The sequence below is a fragment of the Pseudomonas sp. Bc-h genome (genome assembly GCF_002080045.1).
In the GTDB taxonomy this organism is placed as follows: Bacteria; Pseudomonadota; Gammaproteobacteria; order Pseudomonadales; family Pseudomonadaceae; genus Aquipseudomonas.
Genome location: NZ_MUIN01000002.1, coordinates 363,980 through 385,211, shown reverse-complemented (window position 1 = coordinate 385,211; position 21,232 = coordinate 363,980). Strand labels below are relative to the sequence as shown.

Here is a 21,232-nt window from a genome sequence, read left to right as displayed (position 1 = left end):
GGTGGCTCGGGTGTACGTAGTCGTGGCATCGAAAGTTGATTTCGAATGGAGAAACGCCAATGAAACGCACGGGAAAACGGATATTGAAGTTCGCCATAGCGGCGACGGCGCTAGTGGGTTTGTCGGTCGCAAGCGCGGCTGAGAAACCCAATATCCTGGTGATATTCGGCGACGATATCGGGCAGACCAATATCAGCGCCTATTCCTTCGGTGTCGTGGGTTACAAGACCCCCAACATCGACCGGATCGCCAAAGAAGGGATGATGTTCACGGACTATTACGCGGAGAACAGTTGCACGGCGGGACGTTCGACGTTTATCACGGGCCAGACCGCGCTGCGCACAGGTCTGTCGAAGGTCGGGATGCCGGGTGTGCCAGTAGGCTTGCAGGACCGTGACGTCACTATTGCCCAGGCCCTCAAGGCTCAGGGTTATGCCACGGGGCAATTCGGCAAGAACCACCTGGGGGACCGCGACGAATACTTGCCGACCAATCATGGGTTTGACGAGTTTTTCGGCAACCTGTACCACCTCAATGCCGAGGAAGAGCCTGAGCGTCCATACTGGCCAAAAGACCCCAATGACATTGTGGTCAAAAATGCAACGCCTCGCGGCGTGATGAAGTCCAGCGCGGACGGCAAGATCGAGGACACCGGAGCGCTTACAAAAAAACGCATGGAGACAGTTGACGACGAAACAACCCAGGCTGCAATCAATTTCATCGACAAGCAGGCCAAAGCCGACAAGCCTTTCTTCGTATGGATGAACACAACGCGGATGCATGCCTTCACCCACGTGCGCGAGAGCATGCAAGGGCAAAGCGGGATGCCCGGGAACGAGTATGCAGACGGAATGCTCGAGCACGATGGTGATGTAGGCAAGCTTTTGAAAACGCTGGATGACTTGAAAATAAGTGACAACACGATCGTTGTTTACACCACCGATAACGGGCCGAATCAGTGGTCATGGCCGGATGCGGCCACCACGCCATTCCGTAACGAGAAGAACTCCAATTGGGAGGGCGCATATCGGGTACCGGCCATGGTTCGTTGGCCAAACCACATCAAACCGGACACCGTTTCCAACCAAATGTTCTCCGGGCTTGACTGGTTCCCGACGTTGCTGGCGGTCGCAGGTGACACCACGATCAAAGACCGCTTGCTCAAGGGCGCGGACTTGGGAGGAAAGAACTTCAAGGTGCATCTGGATGGCTATAACCAGCTCGACTACTTGACAGGCAAGGCTGACAAGAGCGCGCGTAGCGAGTTCTATTACTTCAGTGATGATGGAGAACTGGTCGCAATGCGTTACGACAACTGGAAAGTTGTTTTCTGCGAGCAACGAGCGCCAGGCGGTTTTGCTGTCTGGAGCGAGCCATTTACCTGCCTGCGGGTACCCAAGCTCTTCAATCTGCGCATGGACCCTTATGAACGAGCGGATGTCGTCTCTGACCAGTATTACGATTGGCTGGCCAAAAACGACTATCTGATCTTCGAAGCAACTGCCCGGGCTGCGGCGTTCCTCCAGACATTCGTCGATTACCCACCCAGCCAGCGGCCTGCCAGCTTCAGCATCGATCAGGTGCGTGCTGACGTCGACAAGAAGATCGCAGAGAAAATGAGCAAGGGCGGTAAATAAAAACCACGTGTCTCAGGGGGGCTGTTCATGGGCACCCCCTCCACCTGCAGCGGGGCAACCCGTTGCAGGCTTTATCCAATCTGTTCAGGTCTGACCGATGCCTACAGCCATGCGCTCAACCCGTTATCGTGACGCCGCAATCGAAGACGCCAGGGCCCCGACCATGAGGTTGCTGGTGCTGTGCGCGTTGATGTTCGCCTCCGGTGGCGCCGGGCTGATCTATCAGGTGTTGTGGGTCAAACAGCTTTCTCTGGTCGTCGGGGTGCAGGTGTATGCCGTGACGACCGCCATCAGCGCCTTCTTTGCCGGCCTTGCCCTGGGCGGCTTGTGGTTCGGACGCTTTGCCGATCGCCTTGCGCATCCGGTTCGGCTGTACGCGGCGCTCGAATTGATCGTCGCCTTGCTGGGGGTTACCGCAACCTTTGCCTTTCCTCATGTCGCCGAGTTGTTCGCGCGAATGCAACAGTCCACGGGGCTGTTCGCCTGGGTCTTGCCGTTTCTGATCGTTGGCCTGCCTGCGTTCTTCATGGGCGGCACGTTGCCGGTGATGGTCCGGGCACTGGGCCCGGAACACGGCAAGGTCGGGTTGTCTGGCGGGCGCTTGTACGCCGCCAATACCGCTGGCGCGATTGCCGGTACCCTGCTGTCGGCATTCATGTTGATTCCTGCCTTCGGGGTGATGGGCAGTGCCGTGTTCGCCGCTGGCCTGAATCTGCTGGCCGCCTTGGGCGCAACGTTGCTCACCTCGCGGGCAATCTCCCGATTGCCTGTCGAAAGCGCCAAGGCTGAACGGATACCCGGAGCCCGTCTGGCGATCACTTTGTATGCCGTGGCCGGTGCGGTTGCCTTGGGCTATGAAGTGGTCTGGACCCAGTCCATCGTGCAATTCATGAGCACTCGCGCCTACGCGTTCGCCGTGGTGCTGGCGACCTATCTCGCGGGTTTGGTACTGGGCAGTGCGATCTATGCGCGCAAATCGGACCGCTTGACCGACCCGTGGGGCCTGTTCGGCTTGTTGATCGCGCTGGCCGGGCTGATCTCGCTGGCGCAGATCGCCGGCCTCGGCCGCTGGCTGATTGTGGCGCAGACCCAGGCCGAAGGCTTTGCGCTGGGCCTGACCGGCAGCGAACTGGCGGGCATGTGCGCGCGCTTCGCAGTGGCGGCACTGAGCGTGGTGTTTTTGCCGACGACCTTGCTGGGCGCGGCGTTTCCGCTGGCGCTGCGGCTGGTGGTTGATCGCGCTCATGTCGGCCGCGATGTCGGCGGGGTCGTTGCGGCCAACACCCTTGGCGGGATTCTCGGCGTCATGCTCACAGGATTTGTGCTGATTCCGCTGCTGGGCCTGGTTCGCACACTCGGCGCTTTGGCGGTGATCGCCTGCGCGGTGGGGCTGGTCGCGGTCTGGCGCGGGGCGAACGTCGGCCGCAAGATGCGCGGCGCGGTCATCGCCCTTGGCGTACTGACGCTGGCGACGGCTTCGCTGATTTCGCCCGCGCATCTGGCCGATCTGATGCCAGGCGCAGGGCAGGGCAAGATTGTCTATTACCAGGAAGGACGGGCCGGAACCGTCGCCGTCGTGCAGCAAGGCAAGGCCGAGCGCACGTTCAATCGTCTCTATATCCAGGGCGTATCCAACACCGGCGATGCGATGCCTTCCCTGCGTTACATGCGTCTGCAGGCGCTGATCCCGCTGTTGATCCACAGCGAAACCCCACGCTCGGCGCTGGTCATCGGTTTCGGCACCGGCATCACGGCGGGTGCAATGTTGCGTTATCCGGATCTGCAGCACCCGGTCGTGGCCGAACTGTTGCCTGAAGTGCTCGAAGCTGCGCCGTTGTTCAAGGGCAACTATCAGGCCGTCAGTGATCCTCGACTGGACATTCGTTTACGTGACGGGCGCCGCGAGCTGTTGAGCAACGATCAACGTTACGACGTGATCACCCTCGAACCGCCACCGCCTTCTGCCGCCGGCGTAGTGAACCTGTATTCCAGCGACTTCTATCGTGTGGCCGCCCAGCGTCTGCAGCCCCATGGCCTTGTCGCGCAGTGGCTGCCGCTGCCAACACAAAATGATGAAGACAGCCGCGCGCTGGTGCGCAGCTTCCTCGATGTGTTCCCCCACGCAACGCTGTGGACCACCGAGTTCCACGAGATGCTGCTGGTGGGCTCGCTGCAACCGATCACCCTGGACGCGCAGCAGATTCAAGCGCGCTTCGATCAACCCACGGTTGCCGAATCGCTGAAGGAAGTGGGCATCGATTCGGTCCAGGCGCTGCTTGCCACCTGGATCACCGATGAGCGAGGACTGGCTCGGTATGCCGGCGACGCGCTGCCGGTCACTGACGATCACCCGCGTATCGAGTACGCCGCCTGGGTCCGCCCCAAGGAAATCACCCGCACGCTGCCCGCCTTGCTGGAATTGCACCGCGACGTGCCGCTGGTCAACGCCGGGGACGGGTTCAAGGGCGCAGTGGGCGACAAGTGGAAGCAGTTGAGGCTGTTTTATGACGTCGGGCTGCACGCCTATAACGGCAATCGCAAAGCCTGGGCCGACGATGTGCGTCAGGTGATGCGCGAGGATGGCGACAACCCTTACTACCGCTGGTTCGTCGGCGCGCAGTAAGGCTGCCGCGCGGTAAACGAAAACTCAGGATGGAGTTTTGCTCATGTCTACAACACAGACTCGCCACAAAATGCCGGCCTTCGGTGGTTTCAAGCTCGGGGTTCCGGCCGGCGTCTGCGCCGTGTTGGGCGCGCTGCTGCTAAGTGAAACGGCGAACGCCGGCGGCATCATGGTTTACGAGGCTGGGCAGGAGGGCGCGGGTCTGGCCAACGCGGGGGCGGCGGTGCTGGCCACCGACCCGAGCATCCTGATGAACAACCCCGCTGGTATCACTCAACTCAAGGGCACGCAGGTCAACGCCAACGCCCAGGTCATTCTTGGCGCCATGAAGTTCTCCCGCGATGACGGCAATACCTTCGACGGCGGCAACGGCGGTAACCCGCTGCCTTATTTGCCGGGCAGCAGCCTGTTCATCACCCATGAGGTGAACGACCGGGCCAGCATCGGTTTCGGCGTGTACGGCAATTTCGGCCTGGCGGTGGATTACGACGACGATTGGGCGGGCCGCTATTTCACCCAGGAGTCCGCCCTGATTGGTATCTCGTTCCAGCCGACGTTCGCCTACAAGATCACCGACGCGCTTTCCGTCGGCATCGGCCCGCGTTTCGTCTATGGCTACTTCCGCACCGAAGTGGCGGTCAACAACAACCCCTTCGGCTTGCTCGATACCCCCGATGGCCAGCTGCGCTACAAGGACACGGATTGGGGCACCGGCGTCAACGTGGGTTTGCTCTATCAGCTCAATGAGCGCACCCAGCTGGGCCTGGACTACACCAGCAAGGTCAAGCTCGAATTCAGCGACTCGCCCGAACTCAAGCACATCACCAACCCGGTGCTCAATTTCGCGCTGAACCGGCTGGACGTCGACAACCTCGATCTGGACATGAACATTCCGCAGACCGCGACCTTCAGCGCGTCCTACGAGTTGTCGCCGCAGTGGAAACTGCTGGGCTCTCTCGGCTGGCAGGACTGGAGCGACTTCGGCAGCATCGGCGTGCAGGTCGACAGTAACGCCGGCGGCACTTCACGCAGCGTGGATCGCCAGTACAAGGACACCTACCATGTGTCCATCGGCGCGCAGAACCAGATCGATTCACACTGGCGCTGGAACATGGGCGTGGCGTTCGACTCGTCCGCCGTAGACGACTCCGACCGCACGGTCGACGTGCCCATGGGTGACGCCTGGCGGTTCGCGACCGGCGTCAACTACGCTCTGGACAAGGACACAGACCTGCACCTGAGCTACACCTTGATCTGGATGGGTGACATGTCCACCGAGCAAACCAAGAACTCCAACGGCCAGTCAGTCTCCGGCGAATACCGCAACGCAGCCTTGCATGTCATCGGCGGCGGCATGGTCTGGCGCTTCTAGTGCGGAGCGCAACGTCATGAAAAGCTTGACGCAGTCACGACAGGATCGATCCTCGACCCGTACCGGAAAGTTGATCATCTGCGAGTACTGCGACGCCGTGTACCGCAAGTCGGTGCTGTCGCGCCATCAAAAAGCGGTCTGTGTGCGCTGCGCAGGTGTGGTGGACCGCCATGTTGCGCTGTCCGTGCAGCAGCGCCTGGCGTTGAGTATCACCGCCGCAGTGCTGTTGCTGTTCGCCAACCTGTACCCGGTGATGAGCATCAATCTGCAGGGCGTGAGCAACTCGGCGACGCTGTTCGACTCGGTGATGATCCTGAGCGTCGGCCCCATCACGTTCATCGCTCTGGTTGCAGCCCTGGCGATCATCATCGCGCCGGTCTGCCAGGTGCTTCTGTTGATCTGGGTCTTGAGTTTCGCGGTGGCGGGCAGACGCTCGCCAGGTTTTGCCCCCTGCATGCTCTGGCTCGAAGCGTTGCGGCCCTGGAGCATGCTGGAAGTGTGCCTGCTGGGGGCTATGGTCGCCGTGATCAAGCTCGCCGGACTGCTCGACGTGATCCCGGGGATCGGGCTCTTGGCGCTGGTGCTGCTGAGCATCCTGATCATCGCCATTGCCGGTCGCGACGTTCGCGATCTCTGGGAGCGGTTATGAAAACGCCTCCGCTGGCCAAGGATCTCAAACTCTGCCTGTGTCATGGCTGCGGCAAGACGTGCGATGTCAGCAAACCGACGCACCATTGCGACCGCTGCGGCGCGCCGCTTCACGCGCGCAAGACCGATGCCATCGCCCGCTGCTGGGCATTCCTGATCGCCGCGCTGGTGTTTTACGTTCCGGCCAATCTGCTGCCGGTCATGCACACCGTCATGGCAGGGAGCGGGGTGGACAGCACGATCGCCGGCGGCGTGCTGGAGTTCTGGGAGAGTGGGGCGTGGGACATCGCCCTGATCATTTTCATCGCCAGTATCGGCGTGCCCGCCATCAAATTCCTGGCGCTGGGGCTGCTGCTGATCACCGCTCAGCGCAAAAGTAACTGGGCCAGGCGTCAACGTTCACAGTTGTACCGTTTCGTCGAACTGATCGGCTATTGGTCGATGCTCGACGTGCTGGTGGTCGCCTTGGTGGCCTCGCTGGTGCAGATGCAGGAACTGGGCACCATCGAGCCTCGGGCGGGCATCCTGTTTTTCGGCATGGTGGTGGTGATGACCATGCTCGCGGCAATGAGTTACGACCCTCGTCTGATCTGGGAAGGCGAACCTGAAACCGACAAGGAGGACGTGTGATGCAAGACGACAACGTTGAGACGGCGCCTATCAAGAGCCGACGGTGGAACGTGTCGCTGGTGTGGATCGTGCCTGTGGTAGCGATACTCGTCGGTGCATCGCTGGTGGTGCGCAACTGGATGCAGGAAGGGCCGACGATCACCATCACCTTCAGGACCGGCGACGGCCTGACCGCACACAAGACTCAGGTCAAATACCGCAACGTGCTGATCGGCGAAGTGACGGCGGTGGAGCTGGCCAAGGACAAGAAAAGCGTGTCTGCCAAAGTTCAGCTGTCCAAGGAGGCGGAGACCTTCGCCCGATCCGATTCGACGTTCTGGGTGGTCAAACCGCGCATCGGGGCAGGCGGCGTGACTGGTCTGGACACCCTGCTGTCCGGCAGTTTCATCGGTGCCGACGCTGGCCAGTCGAGCGAGGTGAAAGACACCTTCAAGGGCCTTGAGTCACCCCCGCCGGTGACCTATGGCGAGAGTGGCAAACGCTTCACGCTGTATGCCAAGGACCTCGGTTCGCTGGATATCGGCTCGCCCATCTACTACCGCAAGATCCCGGTGGGCCAGGTGATCTCCTACGCACTGGATAAAGACGGGAAGGGGGTCAATATCGAGATTTTCGTCGACGCCCCTAACGATGGTTTCGTGACCGCCGACACTCGGTTCTGGAATGCCAGTGGCATCGATGTCGACGTGGGCGCCAACGGGCTGAAGGTCAATACCGAATCGCTGTCGTCGATGCTCATCGGTGGCCTGGCATTCGGCGAGCCTGAAACCTCCACCGGCGACGCGGTAGCGACCGAAGGCGCGCGGTTCGACTTGTTCGCTGACTCGCAAGCAGCTCTGGCGCCGCCCAATGGCAAGTCGCAGACCATCGTCATGCGGTTCGACCAGGCCATGCGCGGGCTTTCGGTGGGCGCGCCGGTCGAGTTCATGGGGGTGGATTTCGGCAGGGTCACATCGGTCCAGTTGGACTTCGATCCGGTGAAACGCTCGTTTCCGGTCATGGTAGAGGCCGTGATCTATCCGGAGCGCATGGGACCGGCTCACGCCAAGATGATCAGTGCGATGGACCATGCGCCGGAAGATCAACGGGCAGTCGGCGAGTTGATCGCTATCTTCGTCAAGCATGGCCTTCGGGCTCAGGCACGCAGCGGCAACCTGCTGACCGGCCAGCTTTACGTGTCGTTGGATTTCTATCCGAATGTCAAGGAAGTGCCATTCGACCCAGGAAAGTATCCCATCATGATGCCCACCACCCCTGGCAGCCTGGAGAAGGTGCAGGAACAGTTCCAGGCGCTGGTCGACAAATTCAGCAAACTGCCCGTGGACAAGATCGCGAACAATCTGGATGCCAGCCTGAACGCACTGCACAAGAGCATCAACCAGTTCAACGACAAGACGCTGCCGAACATCGACAACACGCTCACCAAAATGACGGCGACCGTGCAGATCGCCAATCAGGCGTTGTCCGAAGATTCGCCGCAACGCGAGCAACTCAAGGAATCACTGGACGAAATCCAGCGCGTCTCTCGCTCGCTGCGTGATCTCTCGGATTATCTGGGCAGGCATCCCGAGTCCCTGATTCGTGGCCGTCCGAAGTCCAAAGAAGCGACGAGTCTGGAACCTTGAACGTGCCAATCCTATGGAGCAGACCTGCATGAGCCATCCGCTGAAAACATGGATCGGGCGCGTGTCGCCACTCATCGTCGCCGCAGCCATCGCGACCGTCAGCGGTTGCAGTAGCGCGCCCATTCATTACCACACGCTGGTGCCGATCAAGGGCTCGAGCACCAGCACCTCGCAGTACGACATCGTGATCGACCGGGTAACGATGCCGCCCCAGGTGGACCGCTCGCAAATGGTCATCCGCCAGGGCAATAGCGGGCTAGTGATTCTGGAAACCGAATGGTGGGGCGCCAACCTCACGGACGAGCTCGCAAACGCCCTCGGCAACCAGCTGCCACAACCCAGCGGCACCACCTCGGGGCGCAGCAAACTGCACCTGACGCTGGATGTTCAGCGGTTCGATTCGGTGCCGGGGCAATACGCGCTGATCGAGGCCAAATGGCGCCTACGCTCCCGCGACGCCAACATAAAGATGGAGTGCTACACGAAACTGAGCACCCCGGCAGGGAACTCGATCGATGAACTGGTGATAGCCCATCAGGGCAATCTGATGAAGCTGTCGTCGATGATCGAGGCGGCGGGGCGGAGCGGGCGGTGTTCGTAGCTACCCGGTGAGCCCCGTAGCAGCATGGAGATCTATAGTGGGGAATTGCCAGGCCCAGACCGGGGGTGTCAGAAAGACCGCTTCGCCACCGTCGTAACCTCCGGCAGCTCCCACAGGATTCGTGGTGGGCTGCAGAACAGGTCTAACAACAGCATTCGCGGTGGCGGCAGCACAGGTCTAACAACAGGGTTCCTGGCGGGCTGCGCGACTTGTCTAACAACAGGGTTCGCGCCAGGCTGTAGAGCCAGCTCGACCGAAGTTGCGGGTTATCCATTTGAACTGGCGGAACCGAAATCCACTGTGGGAGCTGCCGGAGGTTACGACGGTGGCGAAAGCGGCAGGTCAGCTGGCATCGCGTTTCCAGACCCACCGCCATCGGTAGCTTCGCTCCCTCCCACCTGATCTCTGGCAATCCGACGGTGCCCTCAGGATTCAGATCTTGCCCAGCGCCTGCGCCAGATCAGCGCGCAGGTCGTCTACATCCTCGACACCGACCGACAACCGCACCAGCGAGTCGCCGATGCCAAGCTTGGCGCGGTTCTGCGCGGGAATGCTGGCGTGGGTCATGATCGCCGGGTGTTCGATCAGGCTTTCCACGCCACCCAGGCTTTCCGCCAGAGCAAAGATCTGCACCTGTTCGAGGAAGCGTTTTGTGCCTGCCAGATCAGTGTTCAGGTCCAGCGAAATCATGCCGCCGAAGCCACGCATCTGGCGACAGGCCAACGCGTGCTGCGGGTGCGTCGGCAGGCCGGGATAATAAACGCGCGCCACCTGCGGCTGGCGCTCCAGCCATTGCGCCAGTTCCAGCGCATTGCTGCAGTGGCGCTCCATGCGCAAGGCCAGGGTTTTCACCCCGCGCAGGGTGAGGAAGGCATCGAAAGGCCCGGCAATCGCACCGACCGAGTTCTGCAGGAAACCCAGGCGCTCGGCCAGTTCAGGGTTATCCCCGACCACCGCGATGCCGCCGATCACGTCCGAGTGGCCATTGAGGTATTTGGTGGTGGAGTGCACGACGATATCGAAACCCAACGCCAACGGGTGCTGAATCCATGGGCTGGCGAAGGTGTTATCGGCAACACAAATGATGCCCCGGTCACGGCAGACGCGCGCGATGGCAGCCAGATCGCTCAGGCGCAGCAGGGGGTTGCTCGGGGTCTCCACCCAGATCATTCGCGTGTCGTCCTGAAGCCCGGCTTCAAAGGCGGAAAGGTCGGTCATGTCGACGAAGCTGAAACGATGCCCGGCGCTACGCTGGCGAACCTTGTCGAACAGGCGGAAGGTGCCACCATACAGGTCGTCACCGGAGAGAATGTGCGATCCGGCATCCAGCAATTCGAGCACTGAAGAGATCGCCGCCAGCCCCGATGCGAAGGCGAACGCCTGAGTCCCGCCTTCCAGATCGGCCACGCAGCGTTCCAGCGCAAAGCGCGTCGGGTTGTGCGAGCGGCCGTAATCCAGGCCTTTGTGAACGCCGGGGCTTTGTTGCAGATAGGTGGAGTTGGCGTAGATCGGCGGCATCAGCGCTCCGGTGGAAGGGTCGGGCTCCTGGCCGGCGTGGATCACCCGAGTGGCGAAGGCGTGGGACGTCTGGTTTTCGTCGTGCTGACTCATGCAAGGGATCTCCGCAAATGATTGAGCAAGTCGACCCGGGTGATCAGGCCGTGAAACCCGGACGCGTCGGCGATGATCGCGACCAGCCCTCGGTCCAGTTCCGCCTGCAATGCCGGCAGCCCGGCATTCGGTGGCAGGGTTTCGACTTTGTTGGTCATGGCGCTGGCGACCGTGGTGCGAAAATGCGACGTGTCGTTGTGCACGTCGAGGAGGATGTCGGACTCATCGATCACCCCGACCAGCTGCTTGCCATCCACCAGCACCGGCAATTGCGAGACATCGGCCAGGCGCATGCGCTGGAAAGCGGTCAACAGGGTGTCGTCCGGGCCGACGCTGATCACCCGGCCATCCTCGAAGCGCCGAGCGATCAGGTCGCGCAAATCACCGTATCGGGTGCGTTGCATCAGGCCCTGATCGGTCATCCACTGGTCATTGTAGACCTTGGACAGGTAGCGGGTGCCGGTGTCGCAGACAAAGCTGACCACGCGCTTTGGCGTCGTCTGTTCGCGGCAAAACCGCAAGGCGGCGGCCAACAGCGTACCCGTCGACGAACCGCCCAGAATCCCCTCGGTGCGCAGCAGATACCGGGCGTGCTCAAAACTGTCTTCGTCACTGATGGAGTAAGCGTGGCGCACGCTGGAAAGGTCGGCGAATGACGGAATGAAGTCTTCCCCGATGCCTTCGACCGCCCACGAACCGGCCTCGGGGAGGGTTTGCGTCCTGCTGTACTGCGCAACCACAGAGCCCACAGGGTCTGCCAGCACCATTTCCAGGTCCGGTTGCACACGTTTGAAGAAACGGGTCAGGCCGGTGAGGGTGCCCGCCGAGCCCACGCCGACCACGATGGCGTCGAGGTCATGCTGGGTTTGCGCCCAGATTTCCGGCGCCGTACTGCACTCGTGGGCCAGCGGATTGGCCGGGTTATTGAATTGATCAGCGAAGAATGCATCGGGAATTTCGCTCGCCAACCGCGCCGCCACGTCCTGGTAATAATCAGGATGACCCTTGCCCACATCCGAACGGGTGATGTGCACCTCGGCGCCCATGGCCTTCAAGTGCAGCACCTTCTCGGTCGACATCTTATCGGGCACCACCAATACCACCCGGTAACCCTTGGCCCGACCGACCAGCGCAAGGCCCAGGCCAGTATTGCCCGCCGTGGCTTCGACGATCGTGCCACCGGGGCGCAGGCGGCCGTCGCGCTCGGCGGCATCGATCATCGCCAGACCGATCCGGTCCTTGATCGAGCCGCCGGGGTTCTGGGATTCGAGTTTCAGGAAAAGGGTACACAGACCGGTATCGATGCGACTGACGCGCACCAAGGGAGTGTTGCCGATTAGTTCGAGTACGGCCGGGCGGGAGTCAGCTGACATGTCACATCCTCACATGCGCGATAGATATGGAGTGGACAGCGCTGGGGCGAAATTGTGCAGCGGATCGGCGGTTGCATGAGCACAGTTGCATGAGCACAGCTGAATGCGCGCAGCTGCATGAAACTAGCTGCATGACATCAGCTGCCGATGGCATCACGCGGTCGCGTTCGACTCCGGCAGATGAACTTCGGAGGCGCTGCGACCTGCCAGCCAGGCAAGGACAGCGGCGGCGACCAGCACGGCTGCGCTCAGCTCGAAAGTCGCTCGATAGCCACTGAGATCGAAGGCCAGGCCGCCGACGATTGCTCCGCTTGCGATAGCCAACTGGACAATTGCCACCAGCAAACCGCCACCGGCTTCAGCGTCATCAGGGAGAGTTTGCGCCAGCCATGTCCACCATCCCACGGGCGCAGCGGTCGCGACCAGACCCCAAAGGCCAAGGAGCACGGCGGTGAACAGAGGCGATGCACCGAAGTTCACCAGCGCCAGCGCAATCACCGCCATTATCAGCGGGATAACCGTCAGTGTGCGGTAGAGGCCTTTACCGAGGAATCTTTCGATCAGAAAAGTCCCGACGAAACCTGCAACGCCAAGCCCCAGTAGCATCAAGGACAGTGTTGAAACGCTGACACCGGTCACGGCTTCAAGGAATGGGCGCAAGTAAGTGAACAGCATGAACTGGCCCATGAAAAATACGCTCACCGCGACCATTCCCAAGGCAACTGGCAGCTGCTTCATCAGTCGCAGGGCGTTACCGCTACCTGGCTGGCGCTCGTCCTTGAAGGACGGAAGACTGATCATCAGCCAAACCGCCGCCACCGCGGCGACAGGAACGACACAGAAAAATGCGCCGCGCCAGCCAATCAGCGAGCCCAGGAAGCTGCCCGCCGGGGCGGCAATGACCGTTGCAAGTGCGTTACCGCCATTGACGATGGCCAGCGCCCGGGAAACCTGTCCGGCGGGCACCAGGCGCATCGCAGTGGCTGCCGACAATGACCAGAAACCTCCGATAGCGACGCCGATCAAGGCACGGCCAAGCATGAATGACGGATAGCCTGGCGCGAGGGCAACGACGGTTCCTGACACGATCATCAGCAAGGTCAGGCACAGCAGCAGCTTCTTGCGTTCGACACGAGCGGCAATCGCGGCAATGACCAGACTTGTGATCAGAGCGAACGCACCGGACACGGAGATCCCCTGGCCGGCCTGGCCTTCGGTGATGTGCAACTCTGTCGCAATCGGGGTCAGCAGACTGACGGGCATGAATTCTGAGGCGACCAGGGCGAATGCGGCCAACGACATGGCGAGCACGGCGCTCCAGCCGCGTTGTGGTGTAGAGCGAGAAGTCATCGGGGTACCTGTAATGCGAAAGCGCGTTGCTTCACCGCGCTGAAAAGCCGGGCGGTGAAACGTGCTGAAAATCAAGGGACAGGCCGTTCGCTCTGGTTCATCCGAGCGACCGGGATACGCGGTTTTTTCACCTGCCCGGGCTCGGCGAGCGACAACCGGCGTTGCGGCTCTCCCGTAACAGTTCGACACATTCTCCCGGTCGATCGGCCCGCGCCCTAGTGCATTCCTCTTGAATGCTTGCCTAATCCTATGAGGATGCAGGGTGATGGATAGGAAACCCCTCAGCAGCGGATTAGAGTTCAGTCAACGAAGCGTTCGGCCAACATAAGAGTCCTGCCATGCTGTCGACCACCCAGCGCCATGAATCCGTTCTGGCGTCAAACATTGACCCGCGCGTAAGCGTCCAGGGCGACTTCGCCACGTCCATATCAGGCCTGTCGCTGTTTCGTCGCGACCAGCCAGCGCCGCCCGCGGTGTGCATGATCGAGCCAAGCCTGATTCTGGTGGGCCGCGGCGAGAAGCGGCTGTGGGTGGGTGGTGAGGGGTACCGTTATGACCATTCGCGGTTTCTGGTCACATCACTGGATTTGCCGGCCAACTCCGAAGTGCTCGCGGCCAGTGCTGAACATCCCTGTGTCGGGCTGGTGCTGAAACTGGATGTGAGCATGCTCGCCGAGGTCATCGCCAAAGGTGGCTTGCCGGCAACGCGTCAGCGAGCGGAAGGGGCAGGGGCGGGTATCGGCCAGATGTCGCCGGCGCTGGAAGGCGCGCTGGACCGGTTACTGGCACTGCTCGATGAACCCGAGGCGATCCCCGTGCTGGCGCCGCTGATTCTGCGGGAAATCCACTATCGGCTGCTGCATACCGATCAGGGGCCACGGCTGCGCCAGATCACGGCCGTCGATGGGCAGGGTTATCGCATCGCCAAAGCCATCGACTGGCTCAAGCTCAACTACGCCACCGCGCTGCGCATCGATGATCTGGCCGCGCGCGTGCAGATGAGCGCACCGACCTTCCACCACCATTTTCGCCAACTGACGGGCATGAGCCCGCTGCAGTACCAGAAATGGCTGCGCCTGAACGAGGCACGTCGGCTGATGCTGATAGAGCGCCTGGATGTCTCGCGGGCGGCATTCGCCGTCGGGTATGAAAGCCCCTCGCAGTTCAGTCGCGAATATGCTCGCCTGTTCGGCACCGCGCCGAGTCGTGACATGTCGCTGCTGCGGGGGCAGCCACTGGAGGCGCAAGCCCTCGGCAATGTGGCAAGTTGAGCGCAAGACACGCTTTACCGTTGATGCGCCTCGCTGCGTGTCACCGTTCATAACAATGCACGTCAACCGATGATCGAGCGGGTGAACCATGGAATTACGAATCAACCAGAAGACCTATCAGGTCGATGCCGACGCCGACACGCCGCTGTTGTGGGTGATCCGCGATGACCTGGGCATGACCGGGACCAAGTACGGCTGCGGACTGGCGCAATGCGGCGCCTGCTCGGTGCTGGTGGACGGCAATGTCGTGCGCTCGTGCGTGACGCCGGTGGCTGGTGTGGTGGGCCGAGAGGTCACCACCATCGAGGCCATTGAAGCCGATGAAGTGGGCAAGCGGGTGGTCGCAACCTGGGTCGATCTGCAGGTCGCTCAGTGCGGGTATTGCCAGTCCGGTCAGGTCGTGGCGGCCACGGCGCTGCTCAAGCAAAACCCCAAGCCGAGTGATGCGCAGATCGAGGCGGCGATGGTCAACCTGTGTCGCTGCGGCACTTACAACGCCATTCATGCTGCCGTGCATGAACTCGCTGGCAGGGGGGATGCATCATGAACGTGCGTATCGATCCTTCGCTGGAGCCGTCAACCCTCGTGCTGACTGATCCGGTCAACCTCTCCCGTCGGCGCTTTCTGACCGGGACCGCGGTGGGCGCGCTGGTGATCGGTTTCGGCCTGCCGCTCGGTTCACCCCGCGTACAGGCCGCAGCCGCAGCGACGGCCGAGCGCGGTACGCAGGTTCCGGCGTTTCTGGAAATCCGCCCAGACAACCGCGTGCGTCTGCTGTGCCCGTTCATGGAAGGCGGGCAGGGCACGTTCACCGCCATGGCCCAGATCATCGGTGAAGAACTCGACGCCGATCCGTCGACCTTTCTGGTCGAGGCCGCGCCGCCTGGCGAGGCGTACGTGGTGATGGAAAACGGCATGCGCATCACCGGCGGCAGCATGTCGGTGCGCATGAGCTACCCGGTCATGCGCCGACTCGGCGCACTGGCTCGCGCTATGCTGCTGGAGGCGGGGGCTGAGGAACTCAAAGTCCCGGTGAGCGAACTGACCACCGAGCCTGGCAAGGTGGTGCATGCCGCGTCGGGTCGCTCACTGACTTACGGCGCGTTGGCCGAACGCGCGATGAACTTGCCGGTGCCCGATCCTGCCAGCGTGCAACTGCGTGATCCGAGCCAGTTCCGCTGGATCGGCAAGCCCGTGAAGCGTCTCGATGCTTACGACAAATCCACCGGCAAGGCGCTGTACAGCATCGATCTGCAGGTCGACGGCATGCTCCACGCGGCTGTTCAGCACGCGCCACGCCTTGGCATGACCGTGGCGAACCTGCGCAACGAAGATCAGGTCAAGGCCATGAAAGGCGTGCATTCGGTGCACCGTCTGGAGGGTGCGGTTGCGGTGGTTGCCGAGCGCTGGTGGCACGCAAAACGTGCGGTGGAAGCGATTCAGGTCGACTGGCAGGAGCCAGCGGCCGACAGCAAGGTGCGGCCGATGCCGGCGGACTTCTCCAGCGACGCGCACTTCAAGCGGCTGGCTGCAGAAAAAGGCCCTGCTCGCGATGATGAAAACCAGGGCGATGTTGCCGCAAGCCTGGCCAACGCCAAAAGCCGTGTCGAGGCCACTTACCACAATCAGTACCTGAACCACGGCCAGTTGGAGCCGCCATCGGCATTGGCACGCTTCAATTCGGATGGTTCTCTGGAGGTCTGGCTGCCCAATCAGGCACCGGACATGTTCCGCGCCGATATCGCCAAACGCACCGGCCTTGATCCCTCGCAGATCACGCTGCATTCGCCGCTGTTGGGCGGGTTTTTCGGCCGACACTTTCTTTACGACTCCGCCAATCCTTACCCGCAGGCCATTGTCCTGGCCAAGGCGGTCGGGCGTCCGGTCAAGCTGATCTGGAGCCGCGAGGAGGAGTTTCTGCGTGATGTGCTGCGCCCTGTGGCGGCGGTCAATTTTCGCGCCGCGCTGGATAACGACGGCTGGCCGCTGGCAATCGAAGCGATCAGTGCCACCGAAGGTCCGACCGAGGCCCTGGCGGGCAAGCAGGGTGAAAAGATCGACCCTACGGCGCTTGAAGGATTGTCCGGGAAGTCCTACGCCATCCCGAACAAACGCATTGCCCAGATCTACGTGAAAGGCCCGGCGATGCTCGGTTACTGGCGCTCGGTGGGCAATTCCCTCAATGACTTTTTCTATGAATCGTTCCTTGATGAGCTGGCCGACAAAGGCGGGAAAGACCCGTTCGAATTGCGTCTGCATCTGTTGCGTGACAACAAACGCCTGACCACATTGCTGCAGGCTGTCGGTGAGTTGTCGGGTGGCTGGAAGCGCGGCCCGTTTACCGCCGAGGATGGCACCAAGCGTGCGCGGGGCGTCGCGATGGCTTCGCCGTTCGGTACCCAGACTGCGGTGATCGCCGAGGTGTCCATCGAAAACGGGCAGGTCAAGGTGCATGACATCTGGCAAGCGATCGACCCCGGCAGCATTGTCAATCCGGCGATCGTGGACGCTCAGGTCAATGGTGCTGTGGCGTTGGGGCTTTCTCAGACGCTGGTGGAGGAGTCGGTGTGGATTGATGGCAAACCCCGGGCGCGGAACTACGACCTGTATCCGATTCTGCCGCCTGCGCGGATGGCACGGGTGCATGTGCGGATCGTCGAGAGCGGGGAAAAAATGGGGGGAGTCGGCGAACCGCCGCTTCCGGCCGTTGCACCAGCAGTCGCCAATGCGGTGGCGACACTGACGGGCCAGCGGGTTCGCAGCCTGCCCATGAGTCGACACACCTTCACCTGATCAGCGCCGGAGCGTCCATGAATAACAGCCGATTCGCAAGAACCGTTGGCTGGCTGGCTGTGCCCTGCCTGGTCGCGGCAGGCCTGCTGGCCTGGTATGTCACGCGCGAGCCTGTCTCGCACCTCGAAAACAATCAGCTCGCCGTGGCCGATCTCGACCCGGCGTTGGTCGCCCGTGGCGAATACGTCGCCAGACTCAGCGACTGCGTGGCCTGCCACAGTGTGCCAGGCGGGGCGCCATTCGCTGGCGGCCTGGAAATGGCCACACCGTTGGGGGCGATTCATGCCACCAATATCACCCCAGACCCCGAAACCGGTATTGGCCGCTACAGCCTGACGGACTTCGACCGCGCGGTGCGTCACGGTGTGGCACCTGGCAGCCGCCGTTTATATCCCGCCATGCCGTATCCTTCCTACGCCAAACTCAGTGATGACGACGTACGTGCCTTGTATGCCTTCTTCATGAAAGGCGTGGCGCCGGTCAAGCAAGCGAACATCGCGAGTGCAATCCCCTGGCCGCTTAACATGCGTTGGCCGATTGCGCTGTGGAATGGCGTGTTCGTCGACGCCGAGCCATACGCACCCAAAACTTCGCAGGATGACCTGTGGAACCGCGGTGCCTATCTGGTTCAGGGCGCCGGGCATTGCGGCAGCTGTCACACGCCGCGAGGCCTCGCATTCAATGAGAAGGCACTCGATGAGTCAGGCACGCCGTTCCTCGCCGGCGCCTTGCTCGACGGTTGGTACGCGCCGAGCTTGCGTGACGACCACAACACAGGCTTGGGCCGATGGAGCGAACCGGAGATCGTGCAGTTCCTCAAGACCGGTCGCAACAGACACGCGGTGGTCTACGGCTCGATGACTGAGGCGTTCAACAATTCCACGCAGTTCATGAGCGACGAGGATCTGGCGGCCATCGCCCGGTATCTGAAGTCGTTACCGGGTGATCGTCAGCGCGACGGAGAACAGTGGCAGTACGCAGAAGGCTCGGCTGCGGCGCTTCTCGATAAACCTGGCGCTCACACCTATGTGACGCGCTGCGCGTCCTGCCACGGTCTAGACGGCAAAGGGCAATCCGAGTGGATGCCGCCGCTCGCGGGCGCCACGTCGGCCTTGGCAAAAGAGTCCGCGTCTGCCATCAATATCACCCTCAATGGCTCACAGCGCGTCGTTGCCGCCGGTGTGCCGGACGCCTATCGCATGCCGGCATTCCGTGAGCAGCTGTCGGATCAACAGATCGCAGAAGTGTTGTCCTTCGTGCGGGGCACATGGGGCAATCACGGCAGCACGGTCGACGCGCAGGCCGTGAGTAAATTGCGTGAGCATACGGATCCTGCCAGTAGCAGCCCGATCATCCTGCACATGCGCTGAAGGAGAGCCAGATGGAAAGCATTGATCTGCTGGTCCTGCGTACCGCGCGGGACTGGCTCGCCGCCGGAGAGCACGTTCTGCTTGCCACGGTGGCCCGCACCTGGGGCTCATCACCGCGCCCGGTAGGCTCGATGATGGCTTTGCGAAACGACGGTCGAGTGGTGGGCAGCGTCTCTGGCGGCTGCATCGAAGACGACCTCATCCACCGCTATACCACGGCCCATGGAGGAGGGGGCCTGAAGCAGGGCGCCCCCGAAGTGGTTCGTTACGGCATCAGCGCCGACGAAGCGCATCGGTTCGGTTTGCCCTGCGGGGGCACGCTGGAGCTGATTCTGGAGTTCGATCCGTCGTGGCAGTCGCTCGATGAGCTGCTGGCGCAACTGGACGCCGGCTCTCTGGTGCGCCGCCGGCTGGCATTGGAAACCGGGCAGGTCACGCTTGCACCCACGGCGACGCCGGAGCTTTTCAGTTTCGATGGCGTGCAGATGTTCAATACCTTGGGGCCCGGTTACCGGATGCTCATGATCGGTGCCGGCGCGCTGGCCGAGTATCTGGCGACCATGGCCTTGTTCAACGGCTTCAAGGTTGCGGTGTGTGATCCACGTCCGGAGTACATGCAGGCCTGGGCCGTGAACGGCGTGGAGCGCATCGCCGGCATGCCCGATGACGTGGTCCGTGACTTCGCGGTGGATCTGCGAACCTGCATCGTCGCCTTGAGCCACGACCCCAAACTGGACGATCTCGCTCTGCTCGAAGCGCTACACAGCCCGGCGTTTTACATCGGTGCCATCGGCTCGCGGCGCAACAGTCGGCAACGTCGGGAGCGACTGATCGAACATTTCGGTGAAACGCAGGAGTCACTTGAGCGTCTGCATGGGCCAATTGGCATCTACATCGGCAGTAAGACCCCCGCAGAGATCGCTGTCAGCGTGATGGCGCAGATTCTGGCAGCCAAGAACGGCGTCAGCTTGCCGCGCGAGACGTCGGTCGCCGGGTCTAAAGCGTTTGAAGGTCTACCTGAATCCAGTTGAAAGGCGGTTGCGTCGATAGAACGCCAGAAAACGTGGGGAAGCCAGGGCGCAAAGCCCTGGCGGGGAGCTGGGGTTACTTTTTCTTTTTAGCAGGCTTGTCCGACTTCTCGGATTTCTTTGCCTTTTCCGGCTTGCTATCGGCTTTCTTGGCCGATTTCTTGGGCTCGGCATCCTTTTTCTTGTCTTTCTTCGCGGGCGCCTTCTCGGAGGATTTCGAAAGCGCAGCGGCCGCGGCTGATTTCTTCGTCGATGATGACTTCTTGTCCTTCAAGTCCTTGCTGGCTTTCGAAGATTCACCTTTGCTTTTCTTGTCGTCGTCTTTAGCCACGTTAACCACCTCGCAGAGTGTGCCGGTATTGACACATGGCCTGTGGGAATACCCACACGCTGATCATTAGGCGAAGGCTTCCACAAGCGGTTCAATCTTTTTCAAGCGTACTCAGTTGTTTAAAAACACTGAACACTCTTCTCAGCCCGGTTTCTCACTCACAAGGTTGCCTTGGCTAAAACCGGTGGCGCTTTGATGCTCTTACTTGCTTACATTCGCCCCAATGGAGAAACCCATGCGACCAAAAACCTCGTTCATATTTGACCTGGACGGCACGTTGACAGACAGCGTTTACCAGAACGTCGCCGCCTGGAAAGAGGCGCTTGATTCGGAGCGCATTCCTCTGGCGATGTGGCGGATTCACCGGAAAATCGGCATGAGCGGCGGCTTGATGCTGAAATCCCTGTGCCGTGAAACCGGGCTGGAGATCTCCGAAGAGCAAGCATCCCGGCTCAACGACAAACATGCCCAAGCTTATGCAAGGCTTCAGCATCAGATCACGGCACTGCCGGGCTCCATGGAGTTGTTGCAAACCCTTGGCCATGAGGGGCTGAAGTGGTGTATCGCTACGAGCGGTGGCAGTGATACCGCTCAAATCAACCTCAACGCGTTGGAGCTGGACGTGAATGACATCACGCTCATCACCCGTGACGACGTCAAATACGGTAAGCCAGACCCGGATCTGTTCATCACCGCCGCCCAGCGTATGGATGTGCCAATCGAGGAGTGCCTGGTGATTGGCGATGCAATCTGGGACATGCTCGCGGCACGACGTTGCAAAGCCACCGGAATCGGTCTGCTCTCGGGTGGTTATGACATTGCGGAACTGGAGCGGGCGGGGGCATTGAGGGTTTACGAAGATCCGCTGGATCTGCTCAATCATCTGGACGAGATAGCGTCTCGCACCTAGGTCTTGTGCCTCATGGCGCCTCGACCTTCACCCAGCGTTGAAAGAAGGACTGACTGCGT

At 61.3% G+C, this 21,232-nt stretch carries 17 protein-coding genes; 13 read left to right on the top strand and 4 right to left on the bottom strand.

The window, feature by feature from the left end; translation table 11 throughout:
- Positions 1-59 precede the first annotated feature (59 nt).
- From BWR59_RS03895 to BWR59_RS03865, 7 genes are all read left to right on the top strand, one after another.
- The gene (locus BWR59_RS03895) at positions 60-1,637 is read left to right on the top strand and encodes an arylsulfatase (protein ID WP_081564313.1); all 1,578 of its coding nucleotides are present in this window, start codon (positions 60-62) and stop codon (positions 1,635-1,637) included.
- A gap of 163 nt (positions 1,638-1,800) precedes the next feature.
- Positions 1,801-4,260 carry a fused MFS/spermidine synthase gene (locus tag BWR59_RS03890; protein ID WP_230981963.1) on the top strand — a complete coding sequence of 820 codons (2,460 nt, stop codon included), beginning with the start codon at positions 1,801-1,803 and terminating at the stop codon, positions 4,258-4,260.
- A 43-nt stretch (positions 4,261-4,303) separates the two neighbouring features.
- A complete protein-coding gene (locus BWR59_RS03885) occupies positions 4,304-5,632 on the top strand; it encodes an OmpP1/FadL family transporter (RefSeq protein ID WP_230981953.1) in 1,329 nt (442 codons plus the stop codon).
- Between the two features lie 16 nt (positions 5,633-5,648).
- A complete protein-coding gene (locus BWR59_RS03880; RefSeq protein ID WP_081564311.1) occupies positions 5,649-6,281 on the top strand; it encodes a paraquat-inducible protein A in 633 nt (210 codons plus the stop codon).
- Entirely contained in the window at positions 6,278-6,910 is a 633-nt protein-coding gene (locus tag BWR59_RS03875) for a paraquat-inducible protein A (RefSeq protein WP_081564310.1), read from the top strand. Before BWR59_RS03880 ends, BWR59_RS03875 begins: the two co-directional genes overlap by 4 nt.
- Entirely contained in the window at positions 6,910-8,535 is a 1,626-nt protein-coding gene (locus BWR59_RS03870) for an MlaD family protein (protein ID WP_081564309.1), read from the top strand. Before BWR59_RS03875 ends, BWR59_RS03870 begins: the two co-directional genes overlap by 1 nt.
- Before the next feature lie 28 nt (positions 8,536-8,563).
- Positions 8,564-9,136 carry a PqiC family protein gene (locus tag BWR59_RS03865; RefSeq protein ID WP_081564308.1) on the top strand — a complete coding sequence of 191 codons (573 nt, stop codon included), beginning with the start codon at positions 8,564-8,566 and terminating at the stop codon, positions 9,134-9,136.
- 432 nt (positions 9,137-9,568) lie between these two features.
- On the opposite strand, the gene BWR59_RS03860 is transcribed toward BWR59_RS03865, so the two are convergent.
- The 3 genes from BWR59_RS03860 to BWR59_RS03850 all read right to left on the bottom strand — a co-directional run bounded on the left by BWR59_RS03860 (position 9,569) and on the right by BWR59_RS03850 (position 13,470).
- Positions 9,569-10,747 (bottom strand): cystathionine gamma-synthase, encoded by a 1,179-nt coding sequence (locus BWR59_RS03860; RefSeq protein ID WP_081564307.1) that lies wholly within the window; start codon positions 10,745-10,747, stop codon positions 9,569-9,571.
- Entirely contained in the window at positions 10,744-12,120 is a 1,377-nt protein-coding gene (locus BWR59_RS03855; protein ID WP_081564306.1) for a pyridoxal-phosphate dependent enzyme, read from the bottom strand. The genes BWR59_RS03860 and BWR59_RS03855 overlap by 4 nt, the downstream gene beginning before the upstream one ends.
- Before the next feature lie 153 nt (positions 12,121-12,273).
- Positions 12,274-13,470 carry an MFS transporter gene (locus BWR59_RS03850; RefSeq protein WP_081564305.1) on the bottom strand — a complete coding sequence of 399 codons (1,197 nt, stop codon included), beginning with the start codon at positions 13,468-13,470 and terminating at the stop codon, positions 12,274-12,276.
- 338 nt (positions 13,471-13,808) lie between these two features.
- Here BWR59_RS03850 and BWR59_RS03845 point away from each other — a divergent pair, with 338 nt between their 5' ends.
- The 5 genes from BWR59_RS03845 (at position 13,809) to BWR59_RS03825 (ending at position 19,935) form a co-directional block, all read left to right on the top strand.
- The gene (locus tag BWR59_RS03845) at positions 13,809-14,741 is read left to right on the top strand and encodes an AraC family transcriptional regulator (protein ID WP_081564304.1); all 933 of its coding nucleotides are present in this window, start codon (positions 13,809-13,811) and stop codon (positions 14,739-14,741) included.
- An 88-nt stretch (positions 14,742-14,829) separates the two neighbouring features.
- Positions 14,830-15,288 carry a (2Fe-2S)-binding protein gene (locus BWR59_RS03840; RefSeq protein ID WP_081564303.1) on the top strand — a complete coding sequence of 153 codons (459 nt, stop codon included), beginning with the start codon at positions 14,830-14,832 and terminating at the stop codon, positions 15,286-15,288.
- On the top strand, positions 15,285-17,534 hold the full coding sequence (locus BWR59_RS03835) for a molybdopterin cofactor-binding domain-containing protein (RefSeq protein ID WP_081564302.1): 2,250 nt from the start codon (positions 15,285-15,287) through the stop codon (positions 17,532-17,534). The genes BWR59_RS03840 and BWR59_RS03835 overlap by 4 nt, the downstream gene beginning before the upstream one ends.
- Positions 17,535-17,551: 17 nt before the next feature.
- The gene (locus tag BWR59_RS03830) at positions 17,552-18,904 is read left to right on the top strand and encodes a cytochrome c (RefSeq protein ID WP_081564301.1); all 1,353 of its coding nucleotides are present in this window, start codon (positions 17,552-17,554) and stop codon (positions 18,902-18,904) included.
- An 11-nt stretch (positions 18,905-18,915) separates the two neighbouring features.
- Positions 18,916-19,935, top strand: coding sequence for an XdhC family protein (locus BWR59_RS03825; RefSeq protein ID WP_081564300.1), 1,020 nt, complete (start codon positions 18,916-18,918; stop codon positions 19,933-19,935).
- Positions 19,936-20,008: 73 nt separating this feature from the next.
- Here the strand turns inward: BWR59_RS03825 and BWR59_RS03820 are convergent, their stop codons facing one another.
- A complete protein-coding gene (locus BWR59_RS03820; protein WP_081564299.1) occupies positions 20,009-20,272 on the bottom strand; it encodes a hypothetical protein in 264 nt (87 codons plus the stop codon).
- Positions 20,273-20,498: 226 nt separating this feature from the next.
- Here BWR59_RS03820 and BWR59_RS03815 point away from each other — a divergent pair, with 226 nt between their 5' ends.
- A complete protein-coding gene (locus BWR59_RS03815; protein ID WP_081564298.1) occupies positions 20,499-21,173 on the top strand; it encodes an HAD family hydrolase in 675 nt (224 codons plus the stop codon).
- Positions 21,174-21,232: the final 59 nt, after the last annotated feature.